The organism is Xenorhabdus sp. TS4 (genome assembly GCF_014467265.1).
In the GTDB taxonomy this organism is placed as follows: Bacteria; Pseudomonadota; Gammaproteobacteria; order Enterobacterales; family Enterobacteriaceae; genus Xenorhabdus; species Xenorhabdus ehlersii.
This window is the reverse complement of the sequence record NZ_NKHQ01000082.1, coordinates 96819-116928: the sequence shown is the minus strand read 5'-3', so window position 1 is coordinate 116928 and position 20110 is coordinate 96819. Positions and strand designations below refer to the sequence as shown.

Here is a 20110-nt window from a genome sequence, read left to right as displayed (position 1 = left end):
TTTTAATACAATTAAAGTGAAATTTAATAAATATAGCACTGACAGGAATAATTTAATTATTCCTGTATTGCGGGTATGTGTCGGTTATCCATATTGTTTAAATAATTCTATTCTACCTTTTGGAATATTGTTGAAAGTTTATCATTGGCAGCAAACTATACTTATACCGATTCTGAGCAAAAAAGTGGTAATTTTAAAGGTCAGCCATTAAACAAAATGCCAACACATATGGCAAATGCAACCTTAACCTGGCAGCCGTTATCTGAATTAGATACATGGACACGTATTAATTTCCGCAGTAAAACAAAGAATTATCAATATCGCTCTAGTATGAGAGATGGAGCTCCTTCTTATACTTTTGTCGATCTAGGGGTAACTTATAATTTGAATAAAAATCTACGCTTGTCAGGTGGAGTTTACAATGTTTTTGACAAACGAGTAACTGAAGAAACTAATGATGCAGTTCTGGATGGCCGTCGCTACCACATCGGCATTAATTATGATTTTTAATTAATATTTTTCTTTCTTATAAATATTAGTCATTATACTTAACATTCGGACATCATATAGAATCATCCCGTCATCAATTTTGTCATGATGGGATGATTTTTTTGCTATCAGAAAATCGTAATAAAATGGTAAATAGTTTTCCTCTGTGCTAAAAACTTATCAAAGGCCAATCAACGGATCTGGTAGCATTTGGTTTCAGCACTAACTCAGTAAGAGCCTACTCCATAAGGCTCTGTAGTGTCGTAAAAAATAGTAAATTTTTAGTGTTATCGCACTTGCTATTTCTGGACTTGAAGTGCAAAATGCGTGCACTAAAAATAACTGGTGCGTAAATATGCATCAGTTATTTTTTTTGCTTTGAATTATTTTTTACAACACCAAGAGGCCGGATTCTGTTCCGGATCGATATTGACCACAAGCAACCATAATTGAAACGGGGTTGCTGTACTGAGGAATGCAAATATGGAGCAATTATTCTCTTTTGCACTTGTGCCAATCGGCGCTCGTTGCTGCAACGATGACTATGGGGCACTGCCCTCTGTCAATTCACCGTTCACCAATTCTTCTTTCTTTTCTGTTTATAGACAGAAGCGAAGTCTGCCCAGTAACTATCGATTAAGTAGTTGTATCAGTACCCAGATCGAAGTTATGGGAGGTTTCGCTCATGTTGCATAATACCACCACTCCTACTGCACTTGGTATTAACCAAGCTGGTTCTGACAACCGCGTTCAGCTGAGAAGAACACTGACTCTGTTTCAAGTAGTCATGATGGGGCTTGCCTATCTGCAGCCAATGACTATTTTTGATACATTTGGAATTGTTTCTGGTTTGACCGGTGGGCATGTTGCGACATCTTATGCTATTGCATTAACTGCAATTTTATTTACAGCGCTAAGTTATGGAAAATTAATAAAGCGTTTTCCATCGGCGGGTTCTGCTTATACTTACGTACAAAAATCAATGAGCCCCCATCTTGGATTTATGGTGGGTTGGTCTTCTTTACTGGATTATATGTTGATGCCGATGATTAATGTATTATTGGCAAAGATTTACTTACAGGCTTTGTTCCCTGGTATTGAACCATGGATCTTTGTAGTCATGTTGACTGCACTTATGACAATCATCAATCTGAGTGGCATCAATGTCGTTGCTAATATCAATAGCATCGTTGTGATTGTCCAGATTGTTGTTATGGTAATACTTGTTGGGTTAATGATCCGTGGTGTTTATAATGGAGAAGGTGCAGGAACGTTACTGAGTATCCAGCCATTTACATCAGAAGAAGCCCAATTAATTCCGATGATTACTGGCGCGACAATACTTTGCTTTTCATTTCTTGGGTTTGATGGCATTAGTTCTTTGTCGGAAGAAACACCAAATGCAGGTAAGGTTGTTCCTAAAGCGATTTTCCTGACTGCGTTAATTGGTGGTATGATCTTCATTGCAGTATCTTATTTCTTACAGCTCTATTTCCCGGATATTTCTCGGTTTAAAAATCCAGATGCTTCTCAGCCAGAAATTATACTTTATGTTGCTGGTGCGTTATTCCAATATGTGATTCTCATATTCTCCAGTGTCACGGTAATGGCTTCTGGTATGGCTGCACATGCGGGTGTATCTCGTTTGCTCTATGTCATGGGACGTGACGGCGTACTGCCTGAAAAAATATTTGCGTATATTCACCCTAAATGGCGTACTCCAGCCATTAACGTGATATTGGTTGGTATTATCGCATTATCAGCATGTTGGTTGGAGCTGGTGACTGCGACGGCATTAATCAATTTTGGGGCGTTAGTTGCCTTTACGTTCGTTAATTTATCGGTGATTTCTCAATTCTATATTCGTGAACGTCGTAATAATACCTTGAAAGACACCTTGAACTTCTTGATCTTGCCACTTCTTGGTGCTGCAACTGTGGGTGTTTTATGGATGAATTTAGAATCAAATTCGATGGAGTTAGGCTTGATATGGGGAGGCATTGGTCTCATTTACATGTTTTTCCTGACTCGTAGCTTCCGTCAACCGATGCCGCAGTTTACTGAATCATAATCAGAAAGTACCCCAATCTTCTGTTATTGTTAAAAAAAACAGCACTTTCGGGTGCTGTTTTTTATTTGAAATGGCAAAAAAGGGCATAAATCATACAAAATTTATCAAAAAGCATCATATAATAAGATGATTTGCCATGCCTGATTTCATTAAAAGCCTGTTTGTCTGGCCCGAGTAAGGTAAGAGAACGATATGAATGATGCTAGAAATCCCCAAAATCAACGATTAATCGCCACTCTCACGAATATTGTTGGATCTTCTCATATTCTCACTGAACCTCGAAAAACGGAACGTTATCGCAAAGGTTTTCGTTCTGGACAAGGGGATGCTCTTGCAGTGGTATTTCCGGGCTCATTATTAGCACAATGGAAAGTATTTAAAGCCTGTGTTGAAGCTGACAAAATTATTTTGATGCAGGCAGCTAATACTGGATTAACGGAAGGATCAACACCGAGTGGTAATGATTATGACCGCGATATTGTCATTATTAGTACCTTACGCATGGATAAAATTCAGGTCCTTCAATCAACGAACCAAGTTATTGCGTTCCCTGGTAGTACGTTGTGGCATTTAGAAAAAGTATTAAAACCATTGGGACGTGAACCACACTCAGTTATCGGTTCGTCCTGTATTGGTGCATCCGTTATTGGGGGGATTTGTAATAACTCAGGGGGTTCTTTGGTTCAGCGTGGGCCAGCTTATACTGAAATGGCTCTATATGGCCGCGTTAATGAGAAGGGTGAAGCTGAACTGATTAACCATTTGGGAGTATCGTTGGGTGATCAACCTGAAGATATCTTGACTTGTCTGGAAGAGCAACGTTATCGAACCGAAGATATTCAGCATAGTGACAGAGTTGCTTCTGATCATGAATATTCACAGCGTGTACGGGATGTTGAGGCAGACACGCCATCACGGTTTAATGCTGATGAACGCAGGCTGTTTGAAGCCTCTGGCTGTGCGGGTAAATTGGTTGTTTTTGCTGTTCGACTTGATACTTTTCCGGCAGAGCCATCGTCACAGGTTTTTTATATCGGCACGAATCAACCCGAAGTACTGACAGAATTGCGGCGTCATATTCTATCGAATTTTCAGCATTTGCCAGTCGCTGGGGAGTATATGCATCGGGATATATTTGATATCGCAGAAATATATGGAAAAGACACCTTTGTTATGATTGATAAACTAGGCACAGATAAAATGCCAATGTTTTTTGATTTGAAAGGACGAATGGACACTATTTTAGGTAAGGTGCCATTTTTACCAGCACATTTAACAGATCGTGTCATGCAGGGATTGAGTCGTTTATTACCTTCCCATTTACCCACTCGCCTGAAAGAATACCGAAATCGTTTTGAACATCACTTAATGCTGAAAATGTCAGGTGAAGGTATAAAAGAGGCGAGTGAGTGGCTGGAAAATTACTTCAAGCAGGCTGATGGGGAGTATTTTGCTTGTACTCCAGAAGAAGGGGCGAAGGCATTCTTACATCGTTTTGCAGCTGCAGGAGCCGCTATTCGTTACCAGGCTGTTCACAGCGATGAAGTGGAAGATATTTTGGCATTGGATATTGCCTTGCGGCGTAGTGATCGTGAATGGCTTGAAACTTTGCCGGCCGAAATCAATAAAGCATTAGTCCATCGGCTATATTACGGGCACTTTATGTGCCATGTATTCCACCAGGACTATATTGTTAAAAAGGGGGAAGATATCCATGCATTGAAAACAAAAATGCTGGAAATTTTGCATCAGCGCGGCGCTGAATACCCTGCCGAACATAACGTTGGTCACTTGTATAAAGCTAAACCACAGCTTAAGCATTTCTATCAAGCGATTGATCCAACTAATACCTTAAATCCTGGAATTGGGAAAACCTCAAAGCTGAAAAATTGGGGCGGAGAGTGTGGTTGTCAAATTGCCGGGCATTCACATGATTAGTTTACTTTGATGACGGAATAGAAATAGAAAAAGACAAAACCTTGGTGTTTGTCTTTTTCTTTATTTATTGGGTAGCTGTATAAAATCTTTACCCGGCTATTTGGATTGCATAATCAACCAATGCTTTTAACTGGCGACACTTTTCTTCATCAGATTGATATTCAATAAAAAGTTCTTCAATAGCTGCAAGATATTGGCTGATGTTTTCCTGTGTTAATGTATCCTGCCGATGACGTAACCAACGTTGTTGCTCGTCATAATCCAATGTCGCTGGATAGTTTCTCGCACGATAGCGAAATAACAGTGGCTTAATGCGTGCATCCTGGAATGTTAAATCCAAGGCTGGCAAATTCTGGGAAGACGTTTCTCGGATAATTTCCATTGCAGTTTTATCGGCATCGCTGAAAAAGCCGCTATAGAGCTTAGTATCGACATTATCAGATTCTGGGAACGCTTCTGGATGGGAGAACAGTTCAACAACTTTCTCCCTGATTTGCGGATTATTGCGCAAGATAGCCAGATTTTGCTCACATCGGTTGCGATCTAATCCTACTCGCTCTGCATCTTTTGGTCGCAAGGTATTTTCTGGCGCAATGATTGGACATTTATTAATGTGTACGAGTTTAATGGGGACTGGACTTTGATCTGGCTGTAATTCATCCCGTCGGGTATACAAGCGCTCGCGTAATTCATTTACGCTGAGTTCTAACAGTGGAGTGATATCGCCAGCCAAATCGCACATGATAACCGCATTACGGTTACTCGGATGCCACGCCAAAGGGGCAACAAGACTAATATTGCTGCGCAGAACCCCAAACATGCCAGATACATGAACCAGGGGTTTCATTTGTGGGATATCAATTTGATTGCTGATTTTCTGTTTATTTCTTAACTGGAAAAAGTAATCAAACAATTTGGGTTGAGCTTTTTTCACCAGTTTTGCCATTGCGATAGTGGCATAAACATCGGACATGGCATCATGGGCATGAGTATGCTCAACACCATTGGCTTTTGTCAGATGTTCTAGTTTGAAGCTAGGTAATCCATCTTCATTGTCCGGCCAGACAATGCCTTCTGGACGCAAGGCATAGCAGGCGCGTAATACGTCGAGTAAATCCCAGCGAGAGTTGCTTTTTTGCCAGCTATAGGCATAAGGATCATAAAAGTTACGATAGAAGATATTACGGCTGACTTCGTCATCAAAACGAATGTTGTTATACCCAAGAATACATGTATTGGGTTTGCTGAATGCTTCGTGGATTTGTCGGGCGAATTCGGCCTCATTAACGCCTTTTTTCAATGCCAACTGGGGAGTAATGCCTGTGATCATGACAGCTTCAGGATCGGGAAGATAATCATCAGCGGGAGCACAATACACTACCAAAGGTTCTTCAATAATATTGAAATCACTGTCAGTGCGAACTCCTGCAAATTGTGCTGGGCGATCTAAGGCCGGATGTTTACCAAAAGTTTCATAATCATGAAAGTAGAAACTTTGGTTTTCTTTATTGGTATTCAAGGTTGTGTATTCTCCACTATCGCCAATTTAATTACTACTAATCAATGAATTATTATTTCCATTGGTATCACATTTATCTAACTCTTCGCTAGGCTGCACACCAAAAACGCTCATTCTCGATGACGTTAAATTACATGTTATACATGGTAAACCATAATAAGATTTGAGCGAAACAGTTCGTATGGCTATCCAAACTCAAACTTACCGTGGCAGTGACGGTTATTGTTCACCAGATAGATGGGAAAAGAAATTTGATTAAGAAATGTATCTGAAAGGTAGTTTGTATCAATAAATTGTTGAAACTGACTTGTCTATGCGCCACTTGAAATTGTATTGTGTAGTTAGCATAAGAAATTATCGGTCTGATTAAAAAGGTGTAAAAAATGGACAACACAAATAAGCCAACATTCCAAAATGTACTGGAGTTTGTGCGTATATTTCGTCGCAAAAACAAATTACAGCGCGAAATTGTAGACAATGAGAAAAAGATCCGAGATAACCAAAAACGTGTACTTCTGCTTGATAACCTGAGTGACTACATAAAACCAGGAATGTCGATTGAAGATATTCAAGGAATTATTGCTCATATGCGCAGTGATTATGAAGAGCGTGTTGATGAATATATCATCAAAAATGCCGAGCTATCTAAAGAACGCCGTGAGTTATCCAAAAAACTTAAGGCAATGGATGGTGGAGTTAAGTAAGTTTTAGTTGTTTGAAAAGGTATTAACCACGCCTAATGGCGTGGTTGTTTTTTAGTTTGAGTTCCAATGAGGTTTGAGTTCAGGATCAATTAAAGCATAAATTTGATAGTAAGTTTGTTCATCTTCGGCCATTTGTGCCAATTGTTTTGCTACATCTTCTCGGCTAACCATACCATGAACTTCCTCTTGATAACGTTTGCAATGTCCAGTGCCAGGTTGATCGGTAAGACCACCAGGACGAATGATTGTAAAATCCAGTGTGCTGGTTTGCAGGTAACTTTCAGCCAGTGACTTGTATCTGACAGATTGCCCAAATAATGATTTAGCCCGTGCTGATAATGTTTTCCAACTTTCACCACATCCAATGGATGTTACTAATAACATACGAGAAATTTGAGCTTGTTCCAGTGCATCTATTATTGCCATATTCCCATGATGATCAGCATCGCCTCCTCCAATAGTTGAGAAAACAACAGGATTTTTTCCTGCCTGTGCAATCGCTTTTCCTATGCTTTCTCTGTCACAAGCGTCGCCGTGTATTACGTTAACTCCTGCTGCACTGAGTTCCGCAGCTTGTTGTGTATTACGAATTAGGGCTGTGACAGGGCGGTTTTGTTTTAGGGCAATAGTGACCAAATGGTGTCCAACACCTTTTCCAGCACCAAAAATTAGCCAAGGTTTCATAGACGGGAAGTTCTCCATAAAATTAACTATCTTAAATGGTAATTCGTTTTTGTTGTGTTTTTGTTATGAATAAGGTAAAAAAATGGCTCCCAGTTCAGGGGAGCCATTTAATTCAAATCACAGTATCCAATTATTCAAATGGCTGTGGTTTAGACATAGCAGAAGTTGCAATACTTGTTGCAGAATGTCCGCCTGCACCACCTTTGCCTTTGAATGGGTAATCAGGGCGTTGCCATTCAGTGATAATCACTGGCTTGGTCATCATATCTGGTGCTGGTGCCTTCGTCATTGGGGAATAAGCATGATGATTTTTTTCCACGATAATCGAAGACTCAACAATTTTTTTCTCTTCCGTTTTAACATCCTCTGCCTTAGAACATGTTTCCGTTGCGACAGATGGCTGTTCTTCATGATGTTCCTGTTCAACAATCGATGTCATAACGATGGGAGCCACTGTGTGACGCATTTTTTCAGAATCTAGTGATACTAGAATGTGTGACTCTTCATTTCTTGAAATTTCTGACCAATGTTTTTCATCATGATTGATGATGACTTCCACGCTAGCTGGTTTCGAAACCTTAGAGCTTTCTAATTCCGGCTCTACTGGTGTCACGATGGAAATGCTATCAACAACAGGTTTTTCATTGTCATAATGAGTAATGCTGTCTTGTGGCTCAGCTACTTTCAGTTCTGCTATTTCAACGTGAGGTACTGCTGTAGTTGGCACTGATTCTGTGATTGATGGCATCAGAATAACTTTTTCCTGTTGTGCAGGTATTGTTTTTTCTTCAACCGTTTCGCTAATTGCATTAACAGAAGCCGTGATTTCAGGTTCATTAATGGTCACAGGAGTAACAGGATAACGAACCCACACTTTGCCTGATGCCAGTTCTGGCGATACGACAGCCATGTTCAATGGTACTGGCGATTGAGTCAGATTGCGTTCATCACGGTAGCGACGACGACGCTGACCGCTGACACGCAAGTGGCGTGGGGAACGGCGGGAACGACGCGGCATTATGTTGTCTTGCTGCTCATTGCTTTGTGAAATAATAGGTTGTGAAACTGCGGCTTGTGATACAGAGTCTTGTGAATCTGCATTTTGTGGTATTTCAGGTTGGTTAGCTGCTGCTTCAACATAAGTATCAATAACGGCTGATACAGACGCTTTTGTCTCTTTATGAACGTTTTCTGATACAGGCTCAGGCATCACAGCGGGTAAGGCCATAATGTTAGTTTCTTGTCTCAGTTCGTCAGTGATACGTACCTTTTGCTCAAGCTGGCGGCGTTGACGGCGAGGCATGACTGGCTGACGTTCTTCAATTTCTTCTTCGACAATGTCAGGTTGATTGATTGTCTGCTGAGCCTTAGCTTCCAGTTGCTGCTGCCGCTTTTCTTCTTGACGACGACGTTGACGTTCAGCACGTTGTTCACGGCGTTGTTGTTGCTGTGCTTCACGAGCTTCGTTATCCAGAGCAGTGCTATCCTGAACATTATTTTTTTGTTGGATATTACGGCCCTTACGTTGTTCATCACGTTCACGGTTATTGCGTGTTTCACTTTCGCGACGCTGATTCTGACGGCGTGGGTTACGACGTTCTGATGAGCGACGATTATCATTGCCAGACGATTTTTTGCCCCTTTCTTGGGGTTGCTTTTCTTCTTCACCACTGAACATCTTTTTCAGGGCACTCAAGAATCGGCTGAGCAAACCTGGTTTTTCTGTCGGTTTCTGGTTATTGGTGACGACTTTTTTCTCTTTTGTTTTTACTTTTGTTGCTGCCGGAGCTGCTGCTTCTGCTGGCAGATCAAAAGTTGAAATGGCAGGTTGCTCTGGACGTTTACGTTCATGCTGAGCATCGTCCAGAGTATTGGTCATTTCTGCTTCATGCAGTTGTGGAAGCAGATAGCTCAAAGCTGAAATTTCTTCGCCTTTACGTACACGTAAGACTGAGAAATGTGGAGTTTGCATTTGATCATTCGGAACAATGACAACTCCAACATCACCTTGACGATGTTCAATAGCGCTGACAGCCTGACGTTTTTCATTCAGTAAGTAGGAAGCGATCTGTACAGGAACAATTGCATGAACCTGATGTGTGTTTTCTTTCAGCGCTTCTTCTTCGATTAAACGCAGAATTGACAGGGACAGTGATTCGTTATCACGAATAGTTCCGGTGCCGCTACAACGCGGGCAGACATGGTGGCTGGATTCACCCAGAGATGGGCTTAAACGTTGGCGCGACATCTCAAGTAAGCCAAAGCGGGAAATTCGGCCGATTTGAATGCGGGCACGATCTTGTCGCACAGCATCACGCAGCCGGTTTTCAACTTCGCGTTGATGACGCACTGGAGTCATATCAATGAAATCGATAACAATAAGACCACCGAGGTCACGCAGACGCAACTGGCGTGCAATTTCATCAGCAGCTTCCAAGTTGGTATTAAATGCCGTTTCTTCAATATCACCACCACGAGTTGAACGGGATGAGTTGATATCGATAGCCGTTAAAGCTTCAGTAGTATCAATGACCACAGAACCACCAGAAGGTAACCGAACTTCACGCTGGAAGGCCGATTCGATTTGCGATTCTATTTGATAATGGCTGAACAGAGGAACTTCACCACTGTACAGTTTGATTTTACTGGCAAAATCCGGGCGTCCTAAGGCAGTAATGTGTTGGCGTGCCAAATCAAGGACTTTAGGGTTGTCGATCAAGATTTCCCCAATGTCTGGGCGCAGATAGTCACGGAATGCGCGCACGATAACATTGCTTTCCTGGTGGATCAGGAAGGGAGCGGAATGGCTGTCTGCGGCTTTTTTGATTGCTTCCCAATGTCTTAGACGGAAGTTCAAGTCGCCCTGCAAAGCTTCAGCAGATTTGCCTACACCTGCGGTACGAACAATAAGCCCCATGCCTTCTGGAACTTCCAGAGAAGAAAGCGCTTCTTTTAATTCGATGCGATCATCACCCTCAATGCGGCGAGAAATTCCGCCAGCCCTTGGGTTATTTGGCATCAGGACTAAATAGCTGCCAGCCAAACTAATAAAGGTTGTTAAAGCGGCCCCTTTGTTGCCTCGTTCTTCTTTATCAACCTGGACGATGACTTCTTGGCCTTCTTTAAGAATATCCTTAATATTAGGTCGACCATGAGAGTGATAATTACTTGGGAAATATTCGCGAGCAATTTCTTTTATGGGTAGGAAACCATGACGTTCCGCTCCGTAATCAACGAAAGCAGCTTCCAGGCTAGGTTCAATTCGAGTAATTTTACCTTTATATATATTTGCCTTTTTCTGCTCGTGTCCAGGGCTTTCAATATCCAAATCATAAAGACGTTGCCCATCAACAAGGGCAACACGCAACTCTTCCTGCTGGGTTGCGTTGATTAACATTCTTTTCATTCTAACTTACTCATTATTTTTTACATGAATATAGAGCTGCGAGTAAAAAAGAGGCGAGCTACTAGTTACCGATGGCCTCGTGTCTTTTACAAAACCGCCAGCCTCACGGCTATCGTTTGTATAGAGGCGCCTATTTGTCGGCGAGTCTGAATTTCATTTGAACACAGTACTCTTTATTGGGGCACTGTAATAAATAGGTACAGATTTTGCCCAATCCAGTAAGCTGCCACCCGCAGCCCATAAATTATTTGATCGAACATTACGTCTTATGCCATTGCTGCGTTTTTGCTCGATCAAACAGATAACAAACAATTTCAATCTTGCCATTCATAGTTTAGTAAACCGTGGCCAGAAAGCATTATTCCATTGCTATTGGGGTGATAGCAAGGTGACTTTATCGCTTTACAGGTTTTTTATTAGGAAATAGTGATAAGTTGTTAATATTTAGTCTTTATCCTAAGTCACCTGAAACAATGAAGTAGGAAAAATGGCTGTTATTTAGACATAGTTAAAAATGAGTGGCGCTCTGTTGGTTGGATTATTAGAATCTCGTCCATGAAAACAGATAATCAAATTGTACAGTTTGTCACGATTGATGACGAATATGCCGGTCAGCGAATTGATAACTTTTTGCTGGCCCGTTTAAAAGGCGTACCTAAGAGCCTGATTTATCGGGTCTTGCGTAAAGGTGAAGTTCGGGTCAACAAAGGAAGAATCAAGCCTGAATATAAATTGACAGCAGGTGATGTCATCAGGATCCCGCCGATTAGAGTCGCAGAAAAACAAGAAACACCTATCTCTGTCAAGCTGGATAAGGTTGCTGCTCTGGCGGAATGTATCTTGTATGAAGATGACCATATTTTAGTCATAAACAAACCATCAGGAACTGCCGTACATGGGGGCAGTGGCCTGAGTTTTGGCGTGATAGAAGGGTTACGAGCTTTGCGTCCTGAAGCACGCTTTCTTGAACTGGTGCATCGGCTTGACCGCGATACATCGGGTATTTTGTTGATTGCGAAAAAACGTTCTGCATTGCGGGCATTGCATGAACAATTACGCTTGAAACAGATGCAGAAAGATTATTTGGCGCTAGTGCGTGGGCAATGGCAATCCCATTGTAAAGTAGTAGAAGCACCTTTGTTGAAAAACATCCTGCAAAGTGGGGAAAGGGTGGTTAAAGTCGGTAAAGAAGGCAAACCATCTGAAACACGTTTTAAAGTTGAAGAACGATATGCGTTTGCGACATTAATGCGAGCAAGCCCAGTAACAGGGCGAACTCACCAGATCCGCGTTCACACTTTACATGCCGGCCATCCTATTGCGTTTGATGATCGCTATGGTGACAGAACATTTGATGCCCAGCTTGCAGAAACAGGACTTAACCGATTGTTCTTACATGCCAGCTCATTAAAGTTTACCCATCCATCCACGGGGGAAACGCTGCGTTTCGAAGCCCCAATGGATGATAGTTTGCGGAAATGTTTAAGAATATTGCGGCATAATAATCATTGATAGCATACCGTCAGTGGGTTTATCCCCTGACGGATCAGCATTTCTGTCAACGTTATTAATGGTAAGCCGATAAGTGTGTTTGGATCTTTGCCGTCAAGTTTTTCGAATAATGTAATTCCTAAGCCTTCGCTTTTAAAACTACCAGCGCAATTGAAGGGTTTTTCTTTGTTTAGATAATAAATAATTTCTGTTTCTGTCAGATCTCTGAAATAGACCTGGAATAACTCACGACGAGTATCAACCACTTCTGTTTTGCTATTGAATAAGGTAATACCAGTATAAAAAGTGATACATTTTCCACTGGCTTTTTTCAATTGTAAGAAAGCATTCTCAAAATTATGTGGTTTGCCGGTAATTTTGTCATCCAAAACACAAACTTGATCTGACGCTATAATTAGGTGGCTAGAATACTCCCGCTGTAATGCGCGAGCTTTTGCATGTGACAGCCGCGTTACCAATTGTTTTGGGCTTTCGTTTTCCAGCGGGCTTTCATCAATATTGGGAGAAGCACAGGTAAAAGGCAATCCCAGCTTTTCTAGCAATAGGCGGCGATATTCGGAAGTTGACGATAAAACAATCGGAAGCATCTTTTTTTCCATAAAATACGTAGAGAAATATTTGTAGGCATTTTAAACTATACGCCGCTGAATAAGCGAATATTTGACGGAAAGGCGCAGATGTGTGGCCTTTTTCTTTGACTATGTCCCATTACAAAGATAATATGCGCGCCTTATGCAAAAGGTAAAATTACCCCTGACCATCGATGCACTTCGAACAGCCCAGAAAAGATTGGATTACCATGGTAGTTATTCTGCTGGGCAAGTTTCTCGTCTTGCAGAAACTGTGGTCAGTGTGGATAGTGATGTAGATAGCTCATTATCATTTGAAATTGATAATCAGCGTCTGGCAGTCGTAAAAGGGCATTCCGAAGTGGATGTTACGCTTACCTGTCAGCGTTGTGGCAGTAATTTCAGTCATCATGTTCACACAACGTATTGTTTTAGCCCGGTCGTCAATGATGAACAGGCTGAGGCATTACCGGAAGAGTATGAGCCAATAAACGTTAACGAATTTGGCGAAATAGATTTGCTGGCAATGATTGAAGATGAAATAATTCTATCTTTGCCGGTGATTCCGGTACATGATTCTGAACACTGTGAAGTGTCCGACGCGGACATGGTGTTTGGTATACTGCCCCCTGAAGCAGAAAAACCAAACCCGTTTGCCGTATTAGCCAGTTTAAAGAAAAGTACTTAAGGAGTAAGGTCAATGGCCGTACAACAGAATAAACCAACTCGTTCTAAGCGTGGTATGCGTCGTTCTCATGACGCACTGTCTGCAACACTTGTCTCTGTAGACAAAACTTCTGGTGAAACTCACCTGCGTCATCACGTGACAGCTGATGGCTACTACCGTGGCCGCAAGGTAATCAACAAGTAATTTCAGCTAATCATTAGCAAGTTGATATCTTGGCTAATCTAACCTTAGTGTTAGATGCTATGGGTGGGGACTTTGGTCCTCGCGTTACGGTGCCTGCTGCATTGCAGGCACTCGCATCTAATCCACAACTGAAGCTATTGTTGGTCGGCAATCCCGAAACCATCTTTCCTTTGCTTGCAAATCAAAATGCTGAGCTGCTTAGTCGTTTGCAAATTGTTCCTGCGGAACATGTCGTTTCCAACGATGCAAGGCCGTCTCAGGCTATCCGTTCCAGTCACGGTACTTCAATGCGTATCGCATTAGACTTAGTTAAGTCGGGCGAAGCACAGGCTTGTGTCAGTGCGGGAAATACAGGTGCTTTGATGGGATTGGCTAAATTGATGCTGAAATCCATTGAAGGTATTGAACGGCCTGCATTGATGACAGTGATACCTAATCTAAAACAGCAGAAGACAGTTGTATTAGATTTAGGCGCTAATATTAATTGTAATAGTAGCATGTTAGTTCAGTTTGCGATTATGGGTGCCGTAATGGCAGAGTATGTTGCTGGTGTGGATAATCCGCGTGTTGCGTTACTCAATATCGGGGAAGAGGAATCCAAAGGGCTGGATAATATCCGCGAAGCCGCTATAACCTTGCGTAATATCCCAACGATTAATTACATCGGGTATGTGGAAGGAAATGAGTTACTGACGGGAAAAACGGATGTGCTCGTATGTGACGGCTTCGCAGGTAATGTTACGCTGAAGACGATGGAAGGTGCGATCAGAGTGATTTTATCTCTGGTAAAGTCACCGGATGGTCAGCAGAACAAATCATCTTGGTTGATGAAACTATTCAAGATGAAGATAGTTAGAAAATGGTTACTAAGGCAGATAACTAAACGTTTTGGCCATCTAAATCCTGACCAGTATAATGGAGCAACGTTATTAGGATTGCGTGGCATCGTCATAAAAAGTCACGGTGCTGCCAATGAATATGCTTTTAAAGCTGCTATTGAGCAAGCTATTCAAGCTATAGAAAAGCAGGTTCCAGACAGAATTGCTGCCCGGCTGGATGCAGTATTACCCAAGAGTGAATAAACATAAAATGTATACAAAGATCTTAGGTACGGGCAGTTATTTGCCTGCGCAGGTGCGTACTAACGCAGATTTAGAAAAAATGGTAGATACGTCTGACGAGTGGATTGTCACTCGGACGGGCATTCGTGAACGCCGTATTGCGGCTGAAGATGAAAATGTTGCAATTTTGGGTTTCAAGGCTGCTGAAAAAGCCATTGAAATGGCGGGCATCGATAAAACACAAATTGATTTAATCGTTGTTGCCACAACAAGCTCAACTCATGCTTTTCCAAGTGCAGCTTGTCAAATTCAGCAATTGTTGGGTATTCAAGGCATTGCGGCTTTTGACGTTGCGGCGGCATGTGCCGGTTTTACTTACGCATTGAGCGTTGTCGATAAATTTATTAAAACGGGTGCGGCTAAACATGCACTGGTGATCGGTTCTGACATTATTTCAAGAGTTTTAGATCCTAAAGATCGCAGCACAGTTATTCTTTTCGGCGATGCAGCAGGAGCGATGGTAGTCGGGGCTTCAGAGGAACCTGGCATCTTATCCACTCATCTTCATGCCGATGGTCGTTATGGTGAATTGCTATCATTGCCTCATCAAAGCCGAGTGAAGTGCGATACACCAGAATACGTGACGATGGCTGGCAATGAAGTCTTTAAAGTTGCCGTTCGTGAATTAGCGAATATTGTTGATGAAACATTAGAAGCCAACAACGTGCCTCACTCTGAGCTTGATTGGCTAGTACCTCATCAGGCGAATTTGCGTATCATTGCGGCAACTGCCAAGAAATTAGATATGGCAATGGATAAGGTGGTTGTGACTTTGGATCGTCATGGCAACACCTCGGCAGCATCTATTCCGACAGCATTCGATGAAGCGGTACGTGATGGAAGAATCCAACGCGGTCAACTTATTTTACTTGAAGCATTTGGCGGTGGCTTTACCTGGGGCTCAGCGCTGGTACGTTTTTAATTTAACAGGAAAATAAACATGTCTGATTTTGCAATGGTGTTTCCCGGTCAAGGTTCTCAATCTCTGGGTATGTTGGCAGATTTAGCCGCAGAATTTCCACTGGTTGAACAAACGTTCGCAGAGGCTTCTGCGGTTTTGGGATATGATTTATGGGCATTAGTTCAGCAAGGGCCTGTGGAAGAACTGAACAAAACTTGGAAAACTCAACCTGCATTGTTGGCCGCTTCAGTGGCGATTTGGCGTGTATGGCAGGAGAAAGGCGGTAAGGTGCCTTCCATAATGGCAGGTCATAGCCTTGGCGAATATTCTGCGCTGGTTTGTGCTGGGGTGATTGATTTCCAGCAAGCCATTAAACTTGTTGAATTGCGTGGGAAGTTGATGCAGGAAGCTGTACCGGAAGGGCAGGGAGCAATGTATGCCATTATCGGTTTAGATAATGAATCCATTGCAAAGGCATGTGAAGAGTCAGCACAAGGTCAGATTGTTTCGCCGGTTAATTTTAATTCACCTGGGCAGGTGGTTATCGCAGGTGAAAAAGAGGCTGTAGAGCGTGCGGGAGCGGCATGTAAGACCGCAGGTGCAAAACGGGCATTGCCATTATCCGTTAGTGTGCCTTCGCATTGTGCACTGATGAAATCTGCTGCTGAGCAACTGGCGGCTGCATTGCAAGATGTTGAGTTTAACCAGCCACAATTCCCTGTCGTGAATAACGTCAATGTAAAAGTAGAAAAATCTGCTGACGCTATTCGGGACGCTTTGGTGCGTCAGTTGTATAATCCAGTGCGTTGGACAGAATCAGTTGAATATATTGCAGAGCTTGGGATTGAACAATTGTTGGAAATCGGACCAGGTAAAGTACTCACTGGGTTAACGAAACGTATTGTTGATACTTTAAGTGCTGTAGCAGTAAATGATGTATCATCACTCACAGTTGCTCTGAACAAATAACTGGGGAAAACATGAGCTTTGATGGAAAAATTGCACTGGTCACTGGCGCGAGCCGTGGCATAGGGCGCGCGATTGCAGAATTATTGGTTGAACGTGGTGCACGTGTTGTTGGCACCGCAACCAGTGAGAAGGGAGCTGAAGCAATCAGCGCCTTCCTTGGTGATAAAGGCAAAGGTTTTGTACTAAATGTCACAGATTCAGAATCCATTGAAAATGCACTATCGAATATTCGGGCTGAATTTGGTGAAATAGACATTTTAGTTAATAATGCGGGCATCACTCGTGATAGCTTGTTGATGCGCATGAAAGATGATGAGTGGCAAGATATTATTGACACTAATCTTTCTTCGATTTTTCGTCTGTCAAAAGCAGTAATGCGCTCTATGATGAAAAAACGTTATGGACGTATTATTTCCATTGGCTCTGTTGTTGGAACAATGGGAAATGCAGGACAGGCGAATTACGCGGCAGCGAAAGCAGGAGTTATTGGTTTCAGTAAATCATTGGCTCGTGAAGTCGCTTCCCGTGGCATCACTGTTAACGTTGTTGCACCTGGTTTTATCGAAACTGATATGACCAGAGCGTTGACAGACGAACAACGAGCAGGCATTGCTGCTGGAATACCTGCTAATCGTCTTGGTGATGCAAAGGAAATTGCCAGTGCTGTAGCGTTTCTTGCTTCTGACGAGGCCGCTTACATCACGGGTGAAACATTGCATGTCAATGGTGGCATGTACATGATCTAAAAATGAGCGAACCCACTGTTTTTGATGTATTTTTTATACAAAAAAAGCTGATTGTGGTTCGACCAGCCGGGATTTGGTTGCATCTTTTCCTGTATTTTATAAACTACGAAAACCATCGCAAAAGCGAGTTTTGATAGGAAATTTAATAGTATGAGCACTATCGACGAACGCGTTAAGAAAATCATCGTTGAACAACTGGGTGTTAAAGAGGAAGAAGTTGTGAACACAGCTTCATTTGTTGATGACTTGGGCGCTGATTCTCTTGACACAGTTGAACTGGTAATGGCTCTGGAAGAAGAGTTCGATATCGAGATCCCAGACGAAGAAGCTGAAAAAATCACTACAGTTCAAGCTGCTATTGACTACGTTGAAAACGCAGGTAAATAAGCACACATACCTAGGCGGTCGTTCGACCGCCTATGTTTTTCGTCCCAAATATTTTCCCTCCCTGGAGGATAACCGTGTCTAAGCGTCGAGTAGTCGTGACCGGACTAGGCATGTTATCTCCTGTCGGCAATACAGTAGAGTCTTCTTGGAACGCTGTTTGTGCCGGACAGAGTGGTATCGGCCTTATCGAACATTTTGATACCTCTAACCATGCAACGAAGTTTGCAGGTTTAGTGAAGAATTTTAATCATGAAGATTTCAATATTTCGCGCAAAGAAGCACGGAAGATGGATCTCTTTATTCAGTATGGTATTGCTGCGGGCAAACAAGCTATTGAAGATGCAGGAATCGAAGTAACAGAAGCCAATGCTAGCCGCTTTGGTGCTGCTATTGGTTCTGGTATTGGTGGGTTGGGCCTGATCGAAGAAAATCACAGTACACTGTTATCGGCAGGGCCTCGTAAGGTCAGCCCATTCTTTGTACCATCGACCATCATCAATATGGTGGCGGGCCATTTGAGCATCCAGTATGGTCTTCGTGGTCCGAGCATCTCCATTGCAACAGCCTGTACTTCTGGCGTACATAATATCGGTCATGCAGCTCGCATTATTGCCTATAATGATGCTGACATTATTCTGGCAGGTGGTGCAGAAAAAGCGAGTACTGAGTTTGGGGTTGCTGGGTTCGGTGCTGCACGCGCATTATCAACCCGTAATGATGATCCTCAAGGTGCGAGCCGTCCCTGGGATAAAGATCGTGATGGTTTTGTTCTGGGCGATGGTGCAGGTATTGTCGTGCTTGAAGAGTATGAGCATGCGAAAAAACGCGGCGCGAAAATCTATGCTGAAGTTGTTGGCTTTGGCATGAGCAGTGATGCTTACCACATGACATCACCTCCTGAAGATGGTGCAGGTGCTGCTTTAGCGATGCAAAATGCCCTGAAAGATGCGGGGATTTCACCAGAGCAAGTGGGTTACATCAATGCTCATGGTACTTCAACGACAGTTGGTGATATTGCTGAAGCACGTGCAGTGGAGGTTGTTTTTGGTGAAGGCACTAAAGTATTGGTGAGTTCAACCAAATCGATGACAGGCCATTTGTTGGGTGCAGCAGGTGCGATTGAATCTATTTTCACTATTCTTTCTCTGCGTGATCAAATTATTCCTCCAACCATTAACCTGGTGAATCAGGATGAGAATTGTCGTCTGGATTTAGTTCCAGGTAAAGCGCGCAACGTTGAAGGAATGGAATACGCATTGTGTAATTCTTTTGGTTTTGGTGGCACTAATGGGTCATTGATTTTCCGCAAGATCTAAAATTACTTTGTGTTTATAAAAAGCCCCAACATGTGTTGGGGCTTTTTTATCAAAAATAAGAAGTTAACATGACGTATTGGATTAATGGTAATCAGTGCGATCATATACCTGTTAATGATCGTGCGGTGCAGTTTGGTGACGGCTGTTTTACCACAATAAGGGTTGAGCAAGGGATACCGGCTTTGCTACCTTTGCATATAAAACGGTTGCAGAAAGGTGTTGAAAAACTCTTTATGCCAGCACTGGGTTGGTTCCAACTTGAGAACCATATTAAACAGGTAGTGAAAGGGTGCGAATCCGGTGTTTTGAAAGTCATTCTGTCCAGAGGTACGGGAGGCCGTGGCTATAGTTTTGCTGACACGATTACGCCTACCCAGATCTTGTCTTTGAGTTCATATCCTGAACGATATGTGACTCAACGTCAAAAAGGTGTGTCATTAACTCTTAGCCCCATTCCAATGGGAATTAATCCCTATCTGGCTGGTATTAAGCACTTAAATCGTTTGGAGCAGGTTTTGATCAAACGGTTCATTGAACAATCCGGAGCCGATGAAGCCCTGGTACTTGATAGTGATGGCTTATTAGTTGAATGCGGCACTGCCAATATCTTCTGGCGAAAAGGAAAAAATGTTTATACGCCTGACCTCAGTCAGTGTGGGGTGGAAGGGGTTATGCGACAAAAGATCATCGAATTATTGGCGAAAAGTGATTATAACTTATCATGTGTTATACGCTATCCTGAAGCTTTGGCTTATGCAGACGAAGTGATTATCTGTAATTCCTTAATGCCAGTATTTCCAGTAAGTCAAATTCAAGCGCATAAAAATCAGCCTGCGTGGAAATATCAATCAAGAGAGTTGCATGAATATTTATTACCTGAATGTTTAAAACCTTAGCGAGTCAGTAT

17 protein-coding genes and 1 pseudogene are annotated in these 20110 nt (G+C 42.4%); 14 read left to right on the top strand and 4 right to left on the bottom strand.

What is annotated here, in order from left to right; genetic code table 11:
- Positions 1-120: 120 nt before the first annotated feature.
- The 3 genes and pseudogenes from Xets_RS18465 to dld form a co-directional block, all read left to right on the top strand.
- Positions 121-510: pseudogene (locus tag Xets_RS18465) on the top strand (TonB-dependent receptor domain-containing protein); the annotation flags it as partial.
- A gap of 664 nt (positions 511-1174) precedes the next feature.
- Positions 1175-2560 (top strand): APC family permease, encoded by a 1386-nt coding sequence (locus tag Xets_RS18460; protein ID WP_099131426.1) that lies wholly within the window; start codon positions 1175-1177, stop codon positions 2558-2560.
- Between the two features lie 192 nt (positions 2561-2752).
- The gene (dld, locus tag Xets_RS18455) at positions 2753-4498 is read left to right on the top strand and encodes a D-lactate dehydrogenase (protein WP_187652284.1); all 1746 of its coding nucleotides are present in this window, start codon (positions 2753-2755) and stop codon (positions 4496-4498) included.
- Positions 4499-4586: 88 nt separating this feature from the next.
- Here dld and sbcB read toward each other — a convergent pair whose 3' ends face one another.
- On the bottom strand, positions 4587-6017 hold the full coding sequence (sbcB, locus tag Xets_RS18450) for an exodeoxyribonuclease I (protein ID WP_187652283.1): 1431 nt from the start codon (positions 6015-6017) through the stop codon (positions 4587-4589).
- Between the two features lie 383 nt (positions 6018-6400).
- Here sbcB and tmaR point away from each other — a divergent pair, with 383 nt between their 5' ends.
- Positions 6401-6721: a PTS system regulator TmaR gene (gene tmaR, locus Xets_RS18445; RefSeq protein ID WP_074018717.1), complete on the top strand. Its 321-nt coding sequence runs from the start codon at positions 6401-6403 to the stop codon at positions 6719-6721.
- 51 nt (positions 6722-6772) lie between these two features.
- On the opposite strand, the gene Xets_RS18440 is transcribed toward tmaR, so the two are convergent.
- Both Xets_RS18440 and rne read right to left on the bottom strand, forming a co-directional pair.
- Complete coding sequence (locus tag Xets_RS18440; protein WP_099131423.1) at positions 6773-7405, bottom strand: NAD(P)-binding oxidoreductase; 633 nt, start codon at positions 7403-7405, stop codon at positions 6773-6775.
- A gap of 130 nt (positions 7406-7535) precedes the next feature.
- Positions 7536-10811, bottom strand: a complete 3276-nt coding sequence (rne, locus tag Xets_RS18435) for a ribonuclease E (protein WP_187652282.1) — start codon at positions 10809-10811, stop codon at positions 7536-7538.
- Positions 10812-11366: 555 nt separating this feature from the next.
- On the opposite strand from rne, the gene rluC reads away from it, so the two are divergent.
- Positions 11367-12323, top strand: coding sequence for a 23S rRNA pseudouridine(955/2504/2580) synthase RluC (gene rluC, locus Xets_RS18430; protein ID WP_099131421.1), 957 nt, complete (start codon positions 11367-11369; stop codon positions 12321-12323).
- Here the strand turns inward: rluC and Xets_RS18425 are convergent.
- The gene (locus Xets_RS18425) at positions 12317-12910 is read right to left on the bottom strand and encodes a nucleoside triphosphate pyrophosphatase (RefSeq protein WP_099131420.1); all 594 of its coding nucleotides are present in this window, start codon (positions 12908-12910) and stop codon (positions 12317-12319) included. The two genes, rluC and Xets_RS18425, sit on opposite strands and share 7 nt — an antisense overlap.
- A 145-nt stretch (positions 12911-13055) precedes the next feature.
- Between Xets_RS18425 and yceD the strand changes: the two genes are divergently transcribed.
- The 9 genes from yceD to pabC all read left to right on the top strand — a co-directional run bounded on the left by yceD (position 13056) and on the right by pabC (position 20099).
- A complete protein-coding gene (yceD, locus tag Xets_RS18420; RefSeq protein ID WP_099131419.1) occupies positions 13056-13580 on the top strand; it encodes a 23S rRNA accumulation protein YceD in 525 nt (174 codons plus the stop codon).
- A 12-nt stretch (positions 13581-13592) separates the two neighbouring features.
- On the top strand, positions 13593-13763 hold the full coding sequence (gene rpmF / locus Xets_RS18415) for a 50S ribosomal protein L32 (RefSeq protein WP_004240653.1): 171 nt from the start codon (positions 13593-13595) through the stop codon (positions 13761-13763).
- A gap of 29 nt (positions 13764-13792) precedes the next feature.
- Entirely contained in the window at positions 13793-14845 is a 1053-nt protein-coding gene (plsX, locus tag Xets_RS18410) for a phosphate acyltransferase PlsX (RefSeq protein ID WP_099131418.1), read from the top strand.
- A 7-nt stretch (positions 14846-14852) separates the two neighbouring features.
- Positions 14853-15806, top strand: coding sequence for a beta-ketoacyl-ACP synthase III (locus tag Xets_RS18405; RefSeq protein ID WP_099131417.1), 954 nt, complete (start codon positions 14853-14855; stop codon positions 15804-15806).
- Positions 15807-15824: 18 nt separating this feature from the next.
- Positions 15825-16754, top strand: a complete 930-nt coding sequence (gene fabD / locus Xets_RS18400; RefSeq protein WP_099131416.1) for an ACP S-malonyltransferase — start codon at positions 15825-15827, stop codon at positions 16752-16754.
- An 11-nt stretch (positions 16755-16765) separates the two neighbouring features.
- Complete coding sequence (gene fabG / locus Xets_RS18395) at positions 16766-17500, top strand: 3-oxoacyl-ACP reductase FabG (RefSeq protein WP_099131415.1); 735 nt, start codon at positions 16766-16768, stop codon at positions 17498-17500.
- Between the two features lie 150 nt (positions 17501-17650).
- Positions 17651-17887 (top strand): acyl carrier protein, encoded by a 237-nt coding sequence (acpP, locus tag Xets_RS18390; RefSeq protein ID WP_012989255.1) that lies wholly within the window; start codon positions 17651-17653, stop codon positions 17885-17887.
- A 74-nt stretch (positions 17888-17961) separates the two neighbouring features.
- On the top strand, positions 17962-19203 hold the full coding sequence (fabF, locus tag Xets_RS18385; RefSeq protein WP_187652281.1) for a beta-ketoacyl-ACP synthase II: 1242 nt from the start codon (positions 17962-17964) through the stop codon (positions 19201-19203).
- A gap of 68 nt (positions 19204-19271) precedes the next feature.
- Complete coding sequence (pabC, locus tag Xets_RS18380) at positions 19272-20099, top strand: aminodeoxychorismate lyase (RefSeq protein ID WP_099131413.1); 828 nt, start codon at positions 19272-19274, stop codon at positions 20097-20099.
- Positions 20100-20110 lie beyond the last annotated feature (11 nt).

Bases quoted from the DNA above. Each gene is read 5' to 3' on its own strand.
- Xets_RS18440 (WP_099131423.1), bottom strand. From the start codon at position 7,405: ATGAAACCTTGGCTAATTTTTGGTGCTGGAAAAGGTGTTGGACACCAT.
- fabD (WP_099131416.1), top strand. From the start codon at position 15,825: ATGTCTGATTTTGCAATGGTGTTTCCCGGTCAAGGTTCTCAATCTCTG.
- acpP (WP_012989255.1), top strand. From the start codon at position 17,651: ATGAGCACTATCGACGAACGCGTTAAGAAAATCATCGTTGAACAACTG.
- yceD (WP_099131419.1), top strand. From the start codon at position 13,056: ATGCAAAAGGTAAAATTACCCCTGACCATCGATGCACTTCGAACAGCC.
- rpmF (WP_004240653.1), top strand. From the start codon at position 13,593: ATGGCCGTACAACAGAATAAACCAACTCGTTCTAAGCGTGGTATGCGT.
- dld (WP_187652284.1), top strand. From the start codon at position 2,753: ATGAATGATGCTAGAAATCCCCAAAATCAACGATTAATCGCCACTCTC.
- Xets_RS18425 (WP_099131420.1), bottom strand. From the start codon at position 12,910: ATGCTTCCGATTGTTTTATCGTCAACTTCCGAATATCGCCGCCTATTG.
- rluC (WP_099131421.1), top strand. From the start codon at position 11,367: ATGAAAACAGATAATCAAATTGTACAGTTTGTCACGATTGATGACGAA.
- rne (WP_187652282.1), bottom strand. From the start codon at position 10,811: ATGAAAAGAATGTTAATCAACGCAACCCAGCAGGAAGAGTTGCGTGTT.
- Xets_RS18405 (WP_099131417.1), top strand. From the start codon at position 14,853: ATGTATACAAAGATCTTAGGTACGGGCAGTTATTTGCCTGCGCAGGTG.
- tmaR (WP_074018717.1), top strand. From the start codon at position 6,401: ATGGACAACACAAATAAGCCAACATTCCAAAATGTACTGGAGTTTGTG.
- pabC (WP_099131413.1), top strand. From the start codon at position 19,272: ATGACGTATTGGATTAATGGTAATCAGTGCGATCATATACCTGTTAAT.
- Xets_RS18460 (WP_099131426.1), top strand. From the start codon at position 1,175: ATGTTGCATAATACCACCACTCCTACTGCACTTGGTATTAACCAAGCT.
- fabG (WP_099131415.1), top strand. From the start codon at position 16,766: ATGAGCTTTGATGGAAAAATTGCACTGGTCACTGGCGCGAGCCGTGGC.